The sequence below is a fragment of the Aminobacter sp. MET-1 genome, assembly GCF_026521175.1.
GTDB lineage: Bacteria > Pseudomonadota > Alphaproteobacteria > Rhizobiales > Rhizobiaceae > Aminobacter.
On record NZ_JAMSHL010000020.1, the window covers coordinates 47,938 to 65,195 of the forward strand.

The 17,258-nt window shown below is 64.4% G+C and carries 15 protein-coding genes; 5 read left to right on the forward strand and 10 right to left on the reverse strand.

The features are described 5' to 3' along the window. Window positions 1-9: 9 nt before the first annotated feature. The 3 genes from NDO48_RS23195 to xylA all read right to left on the reverse strand — a co-directional run bounded on the left by NDO48_RS23195 (window position 10) and on the right by xylA (window position 2,288). Window positions 10-240: a hypothetical protein gene (locus tag NDO48_RS23195; protein ID WP_267322430.1), complete on the reverse strand. Its 231-nt coding sequence runs from the start codon at window positions 238-240 to the stop codon at window positions 10-12. Window positions 241-352: 112 nt separating this feature from the next. Next, window positions 353-838 carry a GNAT family N-acetyltransferase gene (locus NDO48_RS23200; protein WP_267322431.1) on the reverse strand — a complete coding sequence of 162 codons (486 nt, stop codon included), beginning with the start codon at window positions 836-838 and terminating at the stop codon, window positions 353-355. A gap of 124 nt (window positions 839-962) precedes the next feature. Continuing rightward, window positions 963-2,288: a xylose isomerase gene (gene xylA, locus NDO48_RS23205; RefSeq protein ID WP_267322432.1), complete on the reverse strand. Its 1,326-nt coding sequence runs from the start codon at window positions 2,286-2,288 to the stop codon at window positions 963-965. 151 nt (window positions 2,289-2,439) lie between these two features. Here xylA and NDO48_RS23210 point away from each other — a divergent pair, with 151 nt between their 5' ends. Beyond that, complete coding sequence (locus NDO48_RS23210; protein ID WP_267322433.1) at window positions 2,440-2,799, forward strand: nuclear transport factor 2 family protein; 360 nt, start codon at window positions 2,440-2,442, stop codon at window positions 2,797-2,799. Window positions 2,800-2,813: 14 nt separating this feature from the next. On the opposite strand, the gene xylB is transcribed toward NDO48_RS23210, so the two are convergent. From xylB to NDO48_RS23225, 3 genes are all read right to left on the reverse strand, one after another. Then, window positions 2,814-4,265: a xylulokinase gene (xylB, locus tag NDO48_RS23215; RefSeq protein ID WP_267322434.1), complete on the reverse strand. Its 1,452-nt coding sequence runs from the start codon at window positions 4,263-4,265 to the stop codon at window positions 2,814-2,816. A gap of 216 nt (window positions 4,266-4,481) precedes the next feature. Next, entirely contained in the window at window positions 4,482-5,801 is a 1,320-nt protein-coding gene (locus tag NDO48_RS23220) for a tetratricopeptide repeat protein (RefSeq protein WP_267322443.1), read from the reverse strand. Window positions 5,802-5,816: 15 nt separating this feature from the next. Then, complete coding sequence (locus tag NDO48_RS23225) at window positions 5,817-6,440, reverse strand: LysE family translocator (RefSeq protein WP_267322435.1); 624 nt, start codon at window positions 6,438-6,440, stop codon at window positions 5,817-5,819. A gap of 226 nt (window positions 6,441-6,666) precedes the next feature. On the opposite strand from NDO48_RS23225, the gene NDO48_RS23230 reads away from it, so the two are divergent. The 3 genes from NDO48_RS23230 to NDO48_RS23240 all read left to right on the forward strand — a co-directional run bounded on the left by NDO48_RS23230 (window position 6,667) and on the right by NDO48_RS23240 (window position 9,373). Continuing rightward, a complete protein-coding gene (locus NDO48_RS23230) occupies window positions 6,667-7,362 on the forward strand; it encodes a L,D-transpeptidase (protein ID WP_081623568.1) in 696 nt (231 codons plus the stop codon). 122 nt (window positions 7,363-7,484) lie between these two features. Further along, window positions 7,485-8,651 (forward strand): diphosphate--fructose-6-phosphate 1-phosphotransferase, encoded by a 1,167-nt coding sequence (locus NDO48_RS23235; protein WP_267322436.1) that lies wholly within the window; start codon window positions 7,485-7,487, stop codon window positions 8,649-8,651. A gap of 50 nt (window positions 8,652-8,701) precedes the next feature. Further along, a complete protein-coding gene (locus NDO48_RS23240; RefSeq protein WP_267322444.1) occupies window positions 8,702-9,373 on the forward strand; it encodes an MBL fold metallo-hydrolase in 672 nt (223 codons plus the stop codon). 80 nt (window positions 9,374-9,453) lie between these two features. On the opposite strand, the gene NDO48_RS23245 is transcribed toward NDO48_RS23240, so the two are convergent. Beyond that, complete coding sequence (locus NDO48_RS23245) at window positions 9,454-10,902, reverse strand: aldehyde dehydrogenase family protein (protein ID WP_267322437.1); 1,449 nt, start codon at window positions 10,900-10,902, stop codon at window positions 9,454-9,456. Between the two features lie 219 nt (window positions 10,903-11,121). On the opposite strand from NDO48_RS23245, the gene NDO48_RS23250 reads away from it, so the two are divergent. Further along, window positions 11,122-12,369, forward strand: coding sequence for a TCR/Tet family MFS transporter (locus NDO48_RS23250; protein ID WP_018429486.1), 1,248 nt, complete (start codon window positions 11,122-11,124; stop codon window positions 12,367-12,369). A 4-nt stretch (window positions 12,370-12,373) separates the two neighbouring features. On the opposite strand, the gene NDO48_RS23255 is transcribed toward NDO48_RS23250, so the two are convergent. From NDO48_RS23255 to NDO48_RS23265, 3 genes are all read right to left on the reverse strand, one after another. Beyond that, window positions 12,374-14,059, reverse strand: a complete 1,686-nt coding sequence (locus tag NDO48_RS23255; protein WP_267322438.1) for a TrkA C-terminal domain-containing protein — start codon at window positions 14,057-14,059, stop codon at window positions 12,374-12,376. Window positions 14,060-14,089: 30 nt separating this feature from the next. Continuing rightward, window positions 14,090-15,790: an aspartate:alanine exchanger family transporter gene (locus NDO48_RS23260; RefSeq protein WP_267322439.1), complete on the reverse strand. Its 1,701-nt coding sequence runs from the start codon at window positions 15,788-15,790 to the stop codon at window positions 14,090-14,092. An 80-nt stretch (window positions 15,791-15,870) separates the two neighbouring features. After that, window positions 15,871-17,244, reverse strand: a complete 1,374-nt coding sequence (locus tag NDO48_RS23265; RefSeq protein ID WP_267322440.1) for a glutamate decarboxylase — start codon at window positions 17,242-17,244, stop codon at window positions 15,871-15,873. Window positions 17,245-17,258 lie beyond the last annotated feature (14 nt).

Consider the following 17,258-nt stretch of genomic DNA (forward strand, 5'->3'; position numbering starts at 1 on the left):
CTGTCGGGATCAGGCCACGGCGCGACCATCGGTATCGATATGCGCGCGCATGCTCTGCGCCAGCACGGCCTCAAGCCGCGTCGTCACGGCCCGGGTCCACTCGTCGGACAGTTCAGGCTCCAGTGGCGGCGGCAACGCCATCAGCCTGTCGACGAACGAAATATCCCCTGATGTGTTCAGCAGGGCATCGATCGCCGGGTCATGGATATCTTTGGTGAAAGTCTTTTGTTCCCGTCTCATGGGACGCTAAGTCACTGATTCGACGGGCCTCTTAAGGGCGAGAAAGAGGCAATTCAGGGGCATGCGTGTGCGCCGCCGCCGGGCTCAATCAGGCCGAGTCCTGGCCGGTTCCTCAGCCCGTAACCAGCGGTTTTTCAAACAATATGGTGGTCAGCCCGCTGTCCCACTCCTCGTCGGGATAACGCGCCATCTCGACATAACCCATGGCGCGGTAGAAGGTCTGGCTCTGCTGGTTGAAGGTGTCGGTTTCAAGCCGCACTTTTTCCAAGCCGGCCTTGCCGATCTCCTGCTCTGCCCGCGCCAGAAGCTGCCGGCCGAGGCCAAGGCGCTGATAGGCCCCCGCAACATGCAGCGCCTCTATGAAGTCGCCGCTCCAGTGGACCATGCCGGCGACACGACCGTCGACTTCGGCCACCCAGAAGGCGAGACCATTTTGATCGACATAACGGCCGCCGATATCGGATGAGAGATAGCGCCCGGCCGACGCCGCGCTGATTTCCGGCCGCCAGGTGCTTTCGAACGTGTCGGCCAACACCTGCTTCACCTGGGCGAAATCAGCTGTCTTCGCCGGCCGCACCAGGATGTTACGCTTGTCCATGCTGTCGCTCCTGCTCTTGAGGCGCCCGTCTAGCATCGGCCCTGCCTTTGAACATCGGACAGCGTGTACAAAAAATGGCGCCAGCCCTGGGGCCGGCGCCATCATTCATCGCGGTTCGAAGCCGTCAGACGTAGCGGTTGACGACGTTCTCCAGATACTCCTGCCGGCCCGACTTCGGCTGCGGCTCGATGCCATCGGCGACCACGCGCGCGGCGATCTGTTCGAGGCTGCGTTCGCCCGCAAGCATCGCCTTGGCCTCCGTCGAGTTCCAGCCGGCGTAGCGGGCGTCGAGCGGACCTGACAGAGCCTTGTCCTCGATCATCCTGGCAGCTGCCTTGAGGCCACGGGCGCAAGCGTCCATGCCGCCGATATGGGCGACCAGCAGGTCCTCAGGGTCAAGCGACTGGCGGCGCAGCTTGGCGTCGAAATTGGTGCCGCCCGTCTTGAAGCCGCCGCCCAGCAGCACCTGGTAATAGGCCAGCGCCATCTCGGGCACGTTGTTGGGGAACTGATCGGTGTCCCAGCCCGACTGATAGTCGTTGCGGTTCATGTCGATGGAGCCGAAGATGCCGAGCGCATTGGCGGTCGCCAGCTCGTGTTCGAAGGAGTGGCCGGCCAGGATCGCGTGACCCTGCTCGATGTTGACCTTCACCTCCTTCTCCAGCCCGTACTTCCTCAGGAAGCCGTAGACGGTGGCGACGTCGTAATCATACTGGTGCTTGGTCGGCTCCTGCGGCTTCGGCTCGATCAGGATGGTGCCGGTGAAGCCGCTTCTGTGCTTGTAGTCGACGACAAGGTTGAGGAAACGGCCGAGCTGGTCGAGCTCGCGGCCCATGTCGGTGTTGAGCAGTGTCTCATAGCCCTCGCGGCCGCCCCACAGCACGTAGTTCTCGCCCTTGAGGTGTTTGGTGACGTCGATGCAGTGCTTCACCGTCGCTGCCGCATAGGCAAAGACGTCGGGATCGGGGTTGGTCGCGGCGCCAGCCATGAAGCGGCGGTTGGAGAACAGATTGGCAGTGCCCCAGAGCAGCTTGACGCCGGTCTTGGCCATCTTGGCTTCGAAATGGTCGGCGATCTCGTCGAGGCGCTTTGCGCTCTCGGTAAAGTTGGCACCCTCGGGCCGCACGTCGGCGTCGTGGAAGCAGTAATAGGGAACGCCGAGCAGCGAGAACAGCTCGAAGGCCACGTCAGCCTTCAGCTTGGCGTTCTCCATCGTCTCGCCGAACCCAGTCTTTGCAAACCAGGGCCGCTCGAAGGTCTGGCCGCCGAACGGATCGCCGCCCGGCCAGGCGAATGTGTGCCAATAGGCGACGGCGAAGCGCAGATGGTCTTCCAGCCTTTTGCCCAGCACCACCTCGTCGGCGTTGTAGTGGCGATAGGCCAGCGGATTGGTGCTGTCGGGGCCTTCGTAGCGGACAGGCTTGATGTCGCCGAAATAGCCGGTGCTCATGTGAGAACTCCTTTCAGTGAGTACGCATGACCGCCCCTCACGGGGCAGTCGCCGAATTTCCGTATTCGATTACCTGAGACGTAATTGGTTTCAGTCGTAGCTGCTGCGAAAAGGGTCGCGTTGTCAAAGACGAACCTGACGGAGAGCAGAAATGACCGACTACAACGCCATCGCCGAAGCCTACTTCGCCGCCTGGAACGAAACCGATGCGGCCGCCCGCAAGGCGCTTGTCGACGCTGCCTTCACCCCGGGCGTGAGCTATCGCGACCCGATCATGCAGGGCGACGGCCACGCTGGCATCGATACGCTGATCGCGGGCGTGCACAGCCAATTCCCCGGCTTCCGCTTCAAGCTGAAGGGCAAGGCCGATGGCTTCGGCGACAACATCCGCTTTTCCTGGTGCCTCGGCCCTGACGGCGCGGAAGCCGTGATCGAAGGCTCCGACTTCGCCACCCTGAAGGACGGGCGCCTGAGCCTCATCACCGGCTTCCTCGACAAGGTGCCGGGCTGATCTGGCCTGGGCGTTCACATCGTCCCCCGGATCGCCGGATAGAGCTTGCGGTAACGCTGGTAGGCCTCGTCATAGGCGCCTGCCAGCGCCGCCACCGGCTCGATGGTTTCGGCAGTTGCAGGCGGCGTGCAGACCTGGTGCGGGTCGGCGCCTTCGGCTGCGATGAGACCGAGGCGCGCGGCCCCGAAGGCCGCGCCGAAATCGCCGTCGGCAGGTATGTCGACTGGCAGGCCGAGTGCGGTGGCGATCGACTTCAGCCAGTAACGCGAACGCGAGCCGCCGCCAATGGCGGTCACGCGTGTCAGCGTCGTTCCGGCCGTGGCCAGGGCTTCGAGGCTGTCACGGAAAGCAAAGGCCACACCTTCGAGCACGGCCTGGGTCAAGCCCGCGCGGTCGATCTCATGGGCGAGACCAGTGAAGGAGCCACGGATCGCCGCATCGTTGTGCGGGGTTCGCTCGCCTGAGAGATAGGGCAGGAAGCTCACGCCCGAGGGCGCGCGCAGATCGTCGCCGAGTTCGCGTGTCAGCTCGGCCGCGTCCTTGCCCGTGATGGTGCTCAGCCAGTTGAGCGAATCCGTCGCCGACAGGATGACGCCCATCTGATGCCAAGCATTTGGCAGCGCGTGACAGAAGGTGTGCACGGCACTTTCCGGATTGGGCAGATAGGCGCCGTTGGCGGCAAACAGCACACCAGAAGTGCCCAATGACACGAAGGCAGCACCTGGCTTGACCGTGCCCATGCCGCAGGCTGAAGCCGCATTGTCGCCGGCACCGCCTGCGATCGCCACGCCCTGCCCCATGCCCCATTTCGCCGCCAGTTCGCTGCGCAACGTGCCTGCCTTCTCGGTGCCCTCGACCAGCGACGGCATGTGCTCGATACCGAGGTCGGTGGCGGCCAGAAGCGCCGGAGACCAGCGCCGCACTGCCACGTCGAGCCAGGACGTACCGGCGGAGTCGGACATCTCGGAAATGTATTCGCCCGACAGCCAGAACCGCAGGTAGTCCTTGGGCAGCAGCACTTTCGCCACCCCTGCAAAAATTTCGGGCTCGTGGGCCTTCACCCAGGCAAGCTTGGGGGCAGTGAAGCCGGGGAAAACGATGTTGCCGGTGACCTTGCGAAATCGCGGATCGGCATCGAGGCTGGCCGCCGCGGCAAAGCTGCGCGTGTCGTTCCAGAGGATGCAGGGGCGCAGCACCTTGCCCGCGACATCGAGCAGCGTCGCGCCATGCATCTGGCCCGACAGGCCGATGCCGCGCACAGCGGCCATTTCCCGCGGATGTGCCGCCTTGAGCTCGGCGATTGCCTCCTCGGTGGCGCGGATCCAGTCGGCGGGATCCTGCTCGGACCAGCCGTGATGCGGCCTGGAGACATCGAGCGAACCGTGGCCGGAACCTGATATCTTCTGGTCGGCGTCCATCAGCAGCGCCTTCACGCCTGACGTGCCGAGATCAAGCCCGAGATACATGCCATTCCTCCCGAATGAGCGACGCGGACGCTGGTTGCGCCCATCCTCTCACGCACTGGCCGGCCTTCATCACCAACAGGTGAAAACGGCTAAGCCAACATCCCGTTCCTCCGACGGACGCTGCTTATTAGCAAACATTGCGGGGTCGGGTCGATATTTATTTCGGAACTCGTAAAAAATAAATCGAACGCCTCGCTGGCGCGCTTTCGACCTCAGTCAGCCATGCGCCAGAAGTGCAGCGCGCTGGACGAACAGGCCTGACAGCGGGCTTGCCGGCCGCGCCTGGTTGCGCGCGGAGGCGAGCTTCACGGCAAGCGCATCGTTGCCGTCGCGCAATGCCGCCACGATCAGCGTCAGATCGATCACGTCGCGCTGGGCGTGGCTGCCGCCAAAGCGGTGGGCGATGGCCCTCACCGGCTCTAGCAGCCGGACGGTCTCGCCATAGCGCCCTTCACCAAAGGCCTTGATCGCCAGTGAAACGGGATGGCCAACATCCCTTGTGAAGGCGGCATTGTCGTCATCGCGGGCGATCGCCTCGCGCTGGGCATAAAGCATCGCCTTCGCAGGCGCTTCGAGCCCGGCGCCGACAAAGGCCATCATCGCATGCGCATCGTTGAAGGCGTAGTTGCCGGCGGCCGCCTTGGGTGCCCAATTCGCGGCAAGACTGGCCCAGCGGCCGCCGACATCGACGCCGCTGAGATTGAGCCGCCACAGGATCGCCGAGGCGTCGACCATGTTGAGCGCCAGCTTCGACTGCGCGCCGTAGATCGGCCCGTCATAAAGCGCCAGCACCTCGCCCGTCTCGCCGAGGTCGTAGTGAAACAACGCCAGGTGCCACCAGTTGTGAACCTGAAGAAAGCTATCCTTCGTCCAGGCTTCGGTGTTGCCGCGCATCCAGGCGATGCCATCGCGCTGGCGGCTCTGCATCTCCATCACATGCGCCACCGCATGCTGGGCCCAGCCGTCGCGCGGTTCCAGCCCGACCGCCTCGCGCCCCAGCGCTTCGGCACGCGCATAATCGCCCATCTCCTCGAAGCCGAAGGCCTGCATGCCAAGGATGGCGTGATAGCCGGGCATGCCGCTGTCCCACGCGGGCATCGCCCTGGCGATACGGTCGCGCAGCATCGGGGCATTGCCGGTGAAGAAGTCGATCTGGTGTCCGGCCTGCAGCGCCAGGGCATCGGTGGGATGCTCCGCCGTCAATTCTGCGAGGATATGGCCTGCATCGTGCCAGTGCCCGTCGGCAAGACGGCCGAGGGCCGCGACATGCGCCTGTTCGCGGGCCGTTGCCGCGAGCCCGGCAGCGACTGCATGGCAGTCCCGCGCGATCGCCATCGCCTCGCGTTCGGTGGACAGGCCATAGAGCCAGCCCTTCAGCACATGCGCCATGACGAAGTCGGGCGCGTCAGCAATCGCCTTGTCAGCCGAGCCGACCGGATCGCCTACGAAGCGCTGGAGTTCGCTTACCCCGCGCTCGTAATGGGCGGCGGCAGTCTCGTCCGCCCCTGAAAGCGTGAGCCCGAGCCGATCCTTCATCACGGCCAATAATCCTCAGTGCCCCGAGCGCGCGGCAGCCGCGGCAATGCCCGCGCCGACCAGCAGCGTGCCCCCGGTGCGGTTGAAGATGCGGATCGCACGCGGATTGGACACCACGCTGCGGGCACGAGCTGCCACCAGCGCGTAGCCGAAGGCATTGGCAAAGGCGAGCGTCAGGAAGGTCAGCTCAAAGATCAGCATCTGCGTCCAGAAATCGCCGTTGCGGTCAAGGAACTGCGGCAGGAACGCGACGAAGAAGGTGATGCTCTTGGGGTTCAGCGCCGTGACGATCCAGGCATGCGCCATCATCTTGACGGCGGACGCGGCATCGGTGCGCGGCTTGGCGTCGAGCGTGCCGCCGGCGCGGAACAGCTTGATGCCGAGATAGATAAGGTAGGCCGCACCGATCCACTTGACGATTGTGAAGACTGTTGCCGAGGCTGCAAGCAGCGCGCCGATGCCCAGCATCGAAAGCGTCATGGCGGTGAAATCGCCCAGCGCCACGCCGACGGCCATCGGTAACGCCGTGCGCCAGCCCTGGCCGAGCGCATAGGATACGACCAGCAGGATCGTGGGGCCAGGAATGACGAGAAGCACCGCGGACGCAGCAGCGAAGGCGGCCCAGCTTTCAAACGACATGACAACTCTCCTTCATTGGAAGCGGGATCAAGCTCCGGCTCCGCGCGCTTGTAAAGCCCTTAACGGGCGGCACGTCATATTCACTCTTTCTCAACCATGAATGGTGAAAATGCCGCCTATTGGTCGGACTTCGCCATGCATCCGATCCCTGTACAACGAGTGGAATTGTGCCGTGTCGAAATCGCCTGCTTCGCCGGTCTCCGGCCCGAACGACCGCCCCGAACCCATGATCGCATCACGCCGCAAGGTGCTGTTCGGCCTCGGCGCCGCCGGCCTGCTCGCCGGTTGCAGCCGCAGCATGGATTTCGAACTTCCGGCCATGGGCCTGGACACCACGTCAACCGGTTCGATCCGTCCGCAGATCAGCGTCGACAAGCAGGTCACCGGCCCCGAGGTGATGTATGCCTCGTTCACCGACGAGGGCTTCACCTTGCCTGAGGTGCCCTACAAGAAGGTCGATCCCAAATATCGCCGCCAGATCGTGGTCGATCCGACTGGCGAGGCTCCTGGTACCATCGTCGTCAAGCTCGACGAACGTTTCCTCTATCTCGTCCAGCCCGGTGGCGAGGCCATCCGCTACGGCGTCGGCATCGGCCGCGACGGCTTCCGCTGGTCCGGCCGCGCCAACATCCAGTACGGCAAGAAGTGGCCGACCTGGACACCGCCGCGCGAGATGATCGCGCGCAAGCCGGAGCTCGTGAAGTGGGCCGGCGGCCAGCCCGGCGGCCTCGACAATCCGCTGGGTGCGCGTGCGCTCTACATCTTCCAGAACGGCCAGGACACCGGCTACCGCGTCCACGGCTCACCGGAATGGTGGAGCATCGGCCAGGCCATGTCTTCGGGCTGCGTGCGCCTGATCAACCAGGACATCATCGACCTCTACAGCCGCGTCAACGGCAAGACCCCTGTCGTCGTCGGCTGAGCCTGTGCCGGGAAATCCGTTTCCCGGCGTAACAGCTTCAATCTAGCTCGATCTGCCCATTGCGTCCTGAGATAAGAAGGGCGAATGTGCCGAAAAACGGCACCCTTGGGAGGACGACCACCATGCCCTCGACATTCGTGATAGCCCAGGGCGGCGGGCCTACCGCTGTCATCAACCAGACGATGGCGGGCGCGGTGCTCGAAATCCGTCGCCGCCACCCCAAGGCGCGCATACTGGGCTCTCGCCACGGCGTCCGCGGCATTCGCGACGGCGATTATGTCGACCTCACCGACATTGCCGAGGAGCAGCTCCTGCGCATCGCTGCAACCCCGAGTGCCGCGCTCGGCAGCACCCGCGACAAGCCCGACGCCGCCTATTGCGACGTGATCCTCGAAGGCCTCAAGAAGGCCGACGCGCAGGCCTTCATCTATATCGGCGGCAACGACACCGCCGGCACCCAGCAGATCCTGAGCGATGCTGCCCAAGGCAGCATCGCCTTCGTGCATGCGCCCAAGACCATCGACAACGACCTTGAGGAAAACGACCACGTGCCGGGCTTTATCTCGGCCGCCGAATTCGTCGCCGGGGCCTTCCTGTCGGTCGACCTCGATTTCCGCGCCCTGCCCGGCATCTATGTCGGCATCGTCATGGGCCGCCATGCCGGTTTCCTCACCGCCGCCGCCGCTGCCTGGCGCCAGGATGACGATGACGGCCCGCACCTCGTCTACGTGCCCGAGCGCGCCTTCTCTGTGCCGCGCTTCATCGACGACGTGAAGGCATCGCTCGCCCGCCACCGCCGCTGCGTCGTTGCCGTCTCTGAAGGCGTTACGACAGAGGACGGCCGCGCGCTGGTCGAGAGCATCGTGCCGGCGGACAAGCTGGAACGCGACGCCCACGGCAATATCAAGCTGTCGGGCAGCGATCTGCCGCGTGCTTTCGAACAGGCGCTGGCCGAAGGCCTGCCCGGCAAGCGCGCCCGCGTCGATGCGCTGGGCTACATGCCGCGTGGCTATATCGGCGCGGTCAACGCCGTCGATGCACAGGAAGCCTTTGACGCCGGCGCCTTCGCCGTCGAGGCGGCCGACAAGGGCGGCGGTTCGGTGGCGCTGAAATATGAAAACGGCAAGACAGTGATCCGCCTGGTGCCGCTCGCCAATGTCGCCGGCAAGACACGCCACATGCCCGACGACTTCATGCTGAAAGACACCAACCACCTGTCGGAAAAGGGCATGGACTATCTGCGCCGGCTGGTGCCCGGCCACTTCAATATCGGCAGGCCTTTCGTTTGATCCGCCGCCCCGGCTGGTTCTCGAAAAGCATCGTCGACACCACGACGACGATGCTGACCGAGCCATTCGTCACCGATTATTGCCGCGCCAACATCTGGCATGTGCGCGGCAACGACATTGACCTGCTGGTCGACACCGGCATGGGCATCTGCCCGCTTGCGCCCGAAATCGAGACGCCACAGGGCAAGCCGCTGCTCGCTGTCGCCACCCACGTCCATCTCGACCATGTCGGCTCGCTGCATGAATTTGCCTGGCGTGCTGGCCCGCGCATCGAGGCTTCATTCTTTGAAACGATGCCGGACGAGGCCACCTACGCCAACATGTTCCGCAACTTCCCCGGTGCGGTTTCGGAGTTGCCTTGCCCGGACTGGCACTCGGCCGACTACATGATCGCGCCGGCGCCACTTCAGCGCCTGCTCGACGAGGGCGACGTCATCGATCTCGGCGACCGCAGCTTCACCGTGCTGCACCTGCCCGGACATTCGCCCGGGTCCATCGGCCTGTTCGACGAACTTAACGGCACGCTGTTTTCGGGCGACGCCATCCATGGCGGCTTCCTGGTCGACGACATGCCGGATTCCAACCGCACAGCCTATTGCGCCACCATGCGCCGGCTCATTGGCCTGCCGGTTCGCATCGCTCACGGCGGCCACGCCGACAGCATCGACGGAACCAGGATGCGCGAGATCGCAGAGGATTATCTGAGACGGAATGAGGAATAAGGGTCTTCAAATTGCGCCAAGCCCCCCTCGCCGGTGAGGGGGACCTACTTGCATGGTAGAGATCAACGACCCGCTGGATGTCAGCCCAGCCCCTCCTCGAACCCGCTGATCGCCTTGACCTCGAGGAAGTCCTCAAGCCCCCATTTGCCGCCCTCGCGGCCGAGGCCCGACTGCTTGTAGCCGCCGAAGGGGCTGCCATAGGGGCGGTCGGTGCCGTTGATCTGCACCATGCCGGCCCTGAGCTTGCGCGCGACACGCTGGGCGCGCGCCTTGTCCGCCGACTGCACATAGGCCGACAGGCCGTAGGGCGTGTCATTGGCGATGGCGATTGCCTCCTCTTCGGTCTCGAACGGGATCATGGCCAGCACCGGGCCGAACACCTCCTCACGGGCGATACGCATCTCGTTGTTGACGTCGGCAAAGACCGTCGGCCGCACGAAATAGCCACGGTTAAAGCCCTCGGGACGGCCGATGCCGCCGGCAACGACACGCGCGCCTTCCTTGATGCCGGCCTCGATCAACCCCTGCACCTTGTCGAACTGCATTTCCGAGACCAGCGGGCCAATATGGTCGCCATCTTCAGAAGGATCGCCGACCTTGACCGTCGCGGTGTATTTCGCGGCGATGTCGACAGCCTTGTCGTAGACCGGGCGCTCGACCAGCATTCGCGTCGGCGCATTGCACGACTGGCCGGTGTTTTCGAAGCAGTGGGCGAGCCCCCGCGTCACCGCATCCACCAGATCGACGTCGGCGAAGACGATGTTGGGTGACTTGCCGCCAAGCTCCAGCGTCACGCGTTTGACCGTCTCGGAAGCTGCCTTGGTCACGGCAACGCCGGCGCGGGTCGAGCCGGTGAACGACATCATGTCGATACCCGGATGGCGTGACATCGCCTCGCCGACGCTAGGACCGTCGCCATTGACCATGTTGAACACACCGGCCGGGAAGCCCGCTTCCTCCATCATCTCGGCAAAGACGATGGACGACATCGGCGCGATTTCGGACGGCTTCAGCACCACCGTGCAGCCGGCGGCAAGTGCGGGCACCACCTTCAGCGTCACCTGGTTCATCGGCCAGTTCCATGGCGTGATCAGGCCGCACACCCCGATCGGCTCGCGCACGATGCGCTCGCCGGGGTTCTTCTCGTCCAGCGGTTCCTCGAACTCGAAACGCTGCAGCACCTCGATGAAGCTCTTGATGTGACCGGCTCCGCAGGCCGCCTGGGATTCGAGCGCCAGCTTCATCGGCGCGCCCATCTCGGCCGAGATGGCATTGGCCATGTCGCGCATGCGCCTGTTGTAGGCGGCGAGCAGCTTTTCGAGCAGGGCAAGCCGCTCCTTGCGGCTCGTCGTGCTCCACGACGGAAAGGCGCGCTGTGCGGCCTCAACGGCCTTGTCGACATCGGCGGCGGAACCCAACGAAATCACCGCAAAGGGCTGCTCGTCGGCAGGATTGATAACCTCGAGCTCCTTCGCCACATCGGGCGCGACCCACTTTCCGTCAATGAAGAACTTCGTCTTGCGCAGCATGGCAGGCTCCCTGTTTGACAGTGTTCTAGACCGGCGCATGCGACAGCCGTGTCCTGAATCCGACCGCATTTTTAGGCCGGCAACCTTCGAGCGGGAAGACCTGGGTCAGCGTTTGCCAACCGGTGCCACAATGTCAGTAGGTTTTGCTAATCTTGGGGGCGCCGGGTGGATCGTACGCAGCGTTACCCTTATAAGCCCCCCTCCATCGAGGCCAGTTGCATGTCCATCACAGGTTCGCGTCGCCAAGCGGCGATCGCCTTCATCTTCGTCACCGCCGTTCTCGACATCGTCGCCATGGGCATCATCATTCCGGTGTTGCCCTCGCTGATCGAGGAGTTCGCCGGCTCCAACGCCGATGCCGGCTGGATCAATGGCGTGTTCGTGGCGCTTTGGGCCGGCATGCAATTCGTCTGCTCGCCGATCATCGGTTCGCTGTCCGACCGTTACGGCCGCCGTCCGGTCATCCTGCTGTCGACCGCGGGCCTCGCCGCCGACTATGTGCTGATGGCGGTGGCGCCAAACCTGTGGTGGCTGGCGCTCGGCCGCATCGTCGCAGGCGTCACCTCGTCGAGCTTCACCACGGTCTTTGCCTACATGGCCGACATCACCCCGCCGGAGGGCCGCGCCCGCGCCTACGGCCTGATCGGCGCTGCCTTCAGCGCCGGTTTCGTCGCCGGCCCGTTGATGGGCGGCTTCCTTGGCGAAATCTCGCCACGCGCACCCTTCTGGGTGGCGGCTGCCATGAGCGGCCTTGCGTTCCTGTATGGCGCCTTCGTCCTGCCGGAGTCGCTCGCGCCCGAAAAGCGCATGCCTTTCGCATGGCGCCGCGCCAATCCGTTCGGCGCGATGATGCTGCTGCGCTCGCATCCCGAGCTCACCGGCCTCGCCTCGGTGACCTTCCTCCTGCACTTCTCCCACCACGTCTTCTCGGCGGTTTTCGTGCTTTATGCCGCCTTCCGCTACAACTGGCATGCCTGGGAAGTGGGCGTGTTGCTTGCCATGGTCGGCGTGCTCGACATGATCGTCCAGGGCCTGATCGTCGGCCCTGTCGTCAAGCGCTTCGGCGACCGGGCGACCATGGTGTTCGGCCTGTTCGGCGGCGCCATCGGCCTCGCCCTTATGGGCTTTGCGCCGACAGGTATCTGGTTCACTGTGGCGATGATCCCCAACGCGCTGTGGGGTCTGGCCATGCCGACGACCCAGTCGCTGATGACCCAGCGTGTCTCCGAATCCGAACAGGGCCAGTTGCAGGGCGCCAATATGAGCGTCGCCAGCATCGCCGGCGTCGCCTCGCCGCTGTTCTTCGGCGCGCTCTATGCCTGGACGGTGCGCGACGGCACGCCGATGCCCTTCCCGGGTCTCGCCTTCTACATCGCCGCAGCCGTCCTGCTGTTTGCGGCCATTGTCGGCTGGATCGTGGCACGCAAAGCCACGCGTGCCGAAGAGGCCACCTCCGAAGCAGTCTGAAACCTCAGGTCAGCGCCACGATGATCGGTCCCATGATGGTCAACAGGATGTTGCCGATCGCATAGGGCACGGTGAAGCCCAGCGCCGGGGCCGAGCTTTCGGCCACGTCGCTGGCGGCAAGCATCGCCGCGTCCTGCGTCTGCGCACCGGCCAGCGCGCCGAACAGCAGCACCGGGTCGACCTTCAGCAAGTAGTGCCCGACCAGAAGGCCCACCAGCTGCGGCACAAGCGTGACCACCACGCCTGCGCCCAGAAGCAGAGCCCCGTTGGCGGCAAGGGCGGCTACCGCTTGCGGGCCGGCCGTCAGTCCGACCAGCGCGCAGAAGGTCGCCAGTCCGAAGTCCCACATGATCTGGGTCGCCGCCAGCGGCACGTTGGAGCGCTCCGGATGGCGTGAATGCCACCAGCCGAACACCAGCCCGGCGACAAGCGCACCGCCACCCGCGGACAGGGTGATCGGCAGCCCATTGACCATCAGTGTGGCGAGGCCGATCAGCGCCCCGCAAAAAAGCCCGGCGGCGAGAAACGAGATATCCGAGCGCTTTCCGGTGTTCACGCTCTCGCCGACATGCGGCAGCGCCTCCTCAAGCCGCTCCGGCGGGCCGGCAAGACTCAGAATGTCGCCCGGCAGCAGCACGGTTTGCGCCGTCACCGGGACTTCCTGTGTCTGGCGTTTGATGCCGCGCAGGAAGATGCCGCGCCCGGCATCGCCGAGCAGCTGCACCGCCTCGGCCAACGTCTTGCCGGCGAAGCGCTGGGCAATGACCACCTCGGCGCCGTGGCCCAGGAGATCGCGCACCAGCTCGTCCGCCACCACCTCCTTGCCGATGCGCGGCGCCGCCCGGACGATCGCCGGACGGTAGCCTTGCAGGGCGATCAGGTCGCCACGTTTCAGCTCCAGATCGGGCGACAGCTCCACATCCTTGCCGTGGCGCCTGACGCGCTGGACCGAAACCAGCGAGCCGATGCGGTCGCGCAATTGCGTGATGGTTGCCCCGTCGGCTGCGTCGACGCGAAAGGCGCGCGCGACGAGCGAACGCACGTCGAGCAGCTGCCCGCCGCCGACCGCCACCTGCGCTTGCTCGGCGTCGAACCTGTGGCCTTCCTCCCTGAGGTCGATGCCGATCAGCCGCGGCCCAAGCTGCGAGCAGAACAGGATGACGCCGATGGTGCCGAACACATAAGTCAGCGCAAACGCCACCGCCGCCTGCCCTTGCGCATCGAGCAACGCATCCTGCGACAGCCCGAGACCGCTCAGTGCGCCATAGGCGGTGCCCAGCATCGCCGTCTCGCTGAGGCTGCCGGCCGCCAGCCCGATCGTACTGCCCTGGTCGAGGCCGAGCAGCCGCCCCATGGAAAGCGCCGTCACCAGCCCGGTGGCCGTGACGACAAGAGCAATCGCGGCCAGCGGCAATGTGCGACGCCCGAGCGAGGAGAAGAATTGCGGCCCGCTCTGGAAGCCGACGGCGAAGACAAACAGCAGGAACGCCACCGACTTGAGCGTCGGCGAAAGCTCCGGTACCGCCCCGCCGAGGATCGCACCCAGAATTGTCCCGACGATCAAGGTGCCGGCGGCATTGCCGAAGGAGAAATCGCCAAGCTTGAGGCGCCCCAGGCGAACGCCCAACGCAACCGTGAGAAACAGCATGGCCTCGGGCGATTGCACGATCGGCCGCAACACTTCCAGCATTGGTTCCCCCGCCCCGAAACCCGAACGCCCCTATCGGGCAAGGACCATGGCGAAATAGCCACCGACGGTCAGCAGCACGCCCGACACCGCATAGGCCACCGGAAAGCCAAGCCATGGCACGTTGCTGTCGGCCTCCTTGGCCGCTTCGCGCGCCGGTCCCGAATGGCTGCGCGCGCCGGCCGTCGCCCCCATCAGCAGCGCCGCATTCATCTTGAAGACGTGATAGCCGACGATCCACACGACGATCGGCGGGATGGTGCAGGCAAGGAAACCCAGGATCAGGATCTTGAGGGCGAGATCACCAGTGATTTCCGACATCAGCCCGGCCCCGGCATTCACCCCGACGATGGCAACGAAGACGATCAGCCCCATGTCCTCGAGGATGTTGCGGGCGGCATTCGGCGTGTTGCCAAAATAGCGGAGCCGCGACGAGATCGACGAGACGATGATGCCCGACAGCAGCAGGCCGCCGGCATTGCCAAGGCCGACCGAGGCGCCGAAGGCGGGAAACTGTATCGCCCCGATCAGAAAGCCCAGGATCATGCCGACCGAGAGCGTGACCAGATCGGTCGAGGTGTTGTGCCGGGCAATGACGCCGAGGATCTTTCCCGCTTCGTCCACCGCCGGCCTGAGCCCGGTCACATAGAGCACGTCGCGGCGCTGCAGCTTGACGTCGCGGCCGATCGGCTGCGGATGGCCTGCCCGCTCCAGCCTTGTCAGCTGGATCTGGCCGGCCAGATCGTTGGTCTGCAACTCGCCCAGCTTCCTGCCGATCATGTCCTTCTGGGTCACCAGGATTTCGGCCTGATCGATGGGAATGTTGAGAACACGATTGCCAGGAACCTCCGGGCCGATCACCCCCATGTTGCTGGTCAGGTTTTCGGCTGCGCCGCCGAGAGCGACGATGTCGCCGAGCTTGAGAACGAGTTCGGGATCGGCGCCCAGCAATTCGTCCTGCCGCCGCACATTGAGGATCGCATACTCAGGATACCTGGCGCGGAACTGCCGGATGGTCTCGCCGGCCGTACCCGAATTCTCCAGGAGATAGGCTCGCGTGCCATAAGGCTGGAATGCGGTCAGGCCGGGGTCGTCGGCATTGCTGACGCCGTGCTCGGCCTCGTATTTCCGGGCCTCGACCTTGGCGTCCAGACCCCACCAGCGCGGCAGGTACTTGCACAGAAGCACGATACCGACAGTGCCCCAGATATAGGTGATGCCGTAGGACAGCGCGATCATCGCGCTCACCTGCTGGGCGCTGCCGCCGGCAGGCGGCACCACCATGCCCGAGGTCACCGCCTGCTCGGCCGAGCCGATGGCTGCCGACATGGTGTTGGAGCCGGCCAGGATGCCGCCGGCGGTGCCCGTCGGCAGGTCGAGGTAACGCACCCCGAACACAACGATCGCCAGTGCCAGGCCGCATGAGATCACCGCCAGCGTCACATATTTGAACGCATCGGCATTGAGCGAGTTGAGGAAGGACGGCCCGACACGCAAACCGACGCCGTACATGAACAGATAGTAGAACAGCGACTTGGCAAAATCGTCGAGCTTGAAGGTGACGCCAAAGGAAGCCGCCAGCGCAGAGATGCCGGCTCCCACCACGATGGCGCCGGCCACCGAGCCGAGCCCATAGCCCTTGATGGTGAAGCCGCCGGCCCACACTGCCAACCCGACCACCAGGAACAGCAGCACAAACGGGTTGGCCGCCAGATATTGCAGGAAAGAGACCATAACACATCCCTCGCAGTCGAGCCTGCGCTTGGGCCGCGCAGGCTCGTGCCGGCTTCATTCAGCTCAGGTGACGGCACCGCCTAGCACTTGCTCACCGTCGCGGTGTGATGCTCATGCAGCTTGGGCGGCGTCGAGGTGCCGCCATGCTCCTTCAGCCAGTTGCAGGCATTGATGATGTCCTTGGCGAGCCCATTGATGACGTTGCGGTTGAGATGCGGCCGCACCACGATGCGCAGGCTGTTCACCGTCTCGGCATTGGGTGGCATCGAATAGGCCGACAGCACCCAACCACGCTCGCGCACCTTGGACGAGACGTCGAACTCGTTGAAGTTCTTGAACTTGTCCTTTAGCGTCAGCGCCACGACAGGAATGCGCTGAGTGTCGTTCATGATGTCGAAATAGCCGCTCGCCACCAGCGCATCGCGCAGATGCTGGGCGTTTTCGACCGTATGCTGCATGATCTCGCGATAGCCGTCGAAACCAAGCCGGACGAAGGCGTAATACTGATAGGCGATCTGGGCCGCGTTGCGGCTGAAATTGAGTGTCGCCGTCGGCATCTCGCCGCCGAGATAATTGACGTAGAAGATCAGGTCCTCGTTGAAGACGGAGCGTTCGCGGAAGATCACCCAGCCGAGCCCCGGTGGCACGAGACCGTATTTGTGGCCGGATGCGTTGATCGACTGCACCCGCGGCAGGCGGAAATCCCACTTGTAATCGGGGTAGAGGAACGGATTGACGAATCCGCCCGAAGCGCCGTCGATATGCATCGGAATGTTGATGCCGGTGCGTTTTTCATAGGCGTCGAGCCAGTCGTGGATTTCCTGGAAATCGTCGTCCTCGCCGGTGAAGGTCTGGCCGGCGATGGCGACGACAGCGATGGTGTTTTCATCGACCAGCTTGTCGAGATGCTCAGTGGTCAGGCGGTAGTTGCCGGGCTTCAGCGGCGCGATGCGCGGCTCGACGTCGAAATAGCGCAGGAACTTCTTCCACACGATCTGGACGTTGCCGCCGGTGACCATGTTCGGCCTGGTGGCGTCCTTGCCGGCAGCCTCGCGCGCCTGCCGCCAGTTCCACTTGTGCGCAAGCCCGGCCAGCATGCAGGCTTCCGACGATCCGACTGTCGCGGTACCATAGGGTTCGACACCCTTGGGGCCGTTCCACAGCTCATGCAGCCAGCGCACCATGCGCTGCTCCATGGCAAACAGCTGCGGATACATGTCGTGGTCGATGTAGTTCTTGAGGAAATGCTCGCGGCCGATCTCAAGCGCCTCGGGCTCGGTGAAGGTGGTGACGAAAGACGACAGGTTCATCACCGGGTTGGCGTCGGACCAGGCCTCGCTGTTGACGATCGCCTTGGCGGCGAAGGCCGAGATGCCATTGCGCGGGAAATGATCCTCGGAAATCTCTTCGTTGAACTCGTCGTAAAGCCGCTCAAAGGGGGACCGGTTGCTCATAAGACTACTCCTTT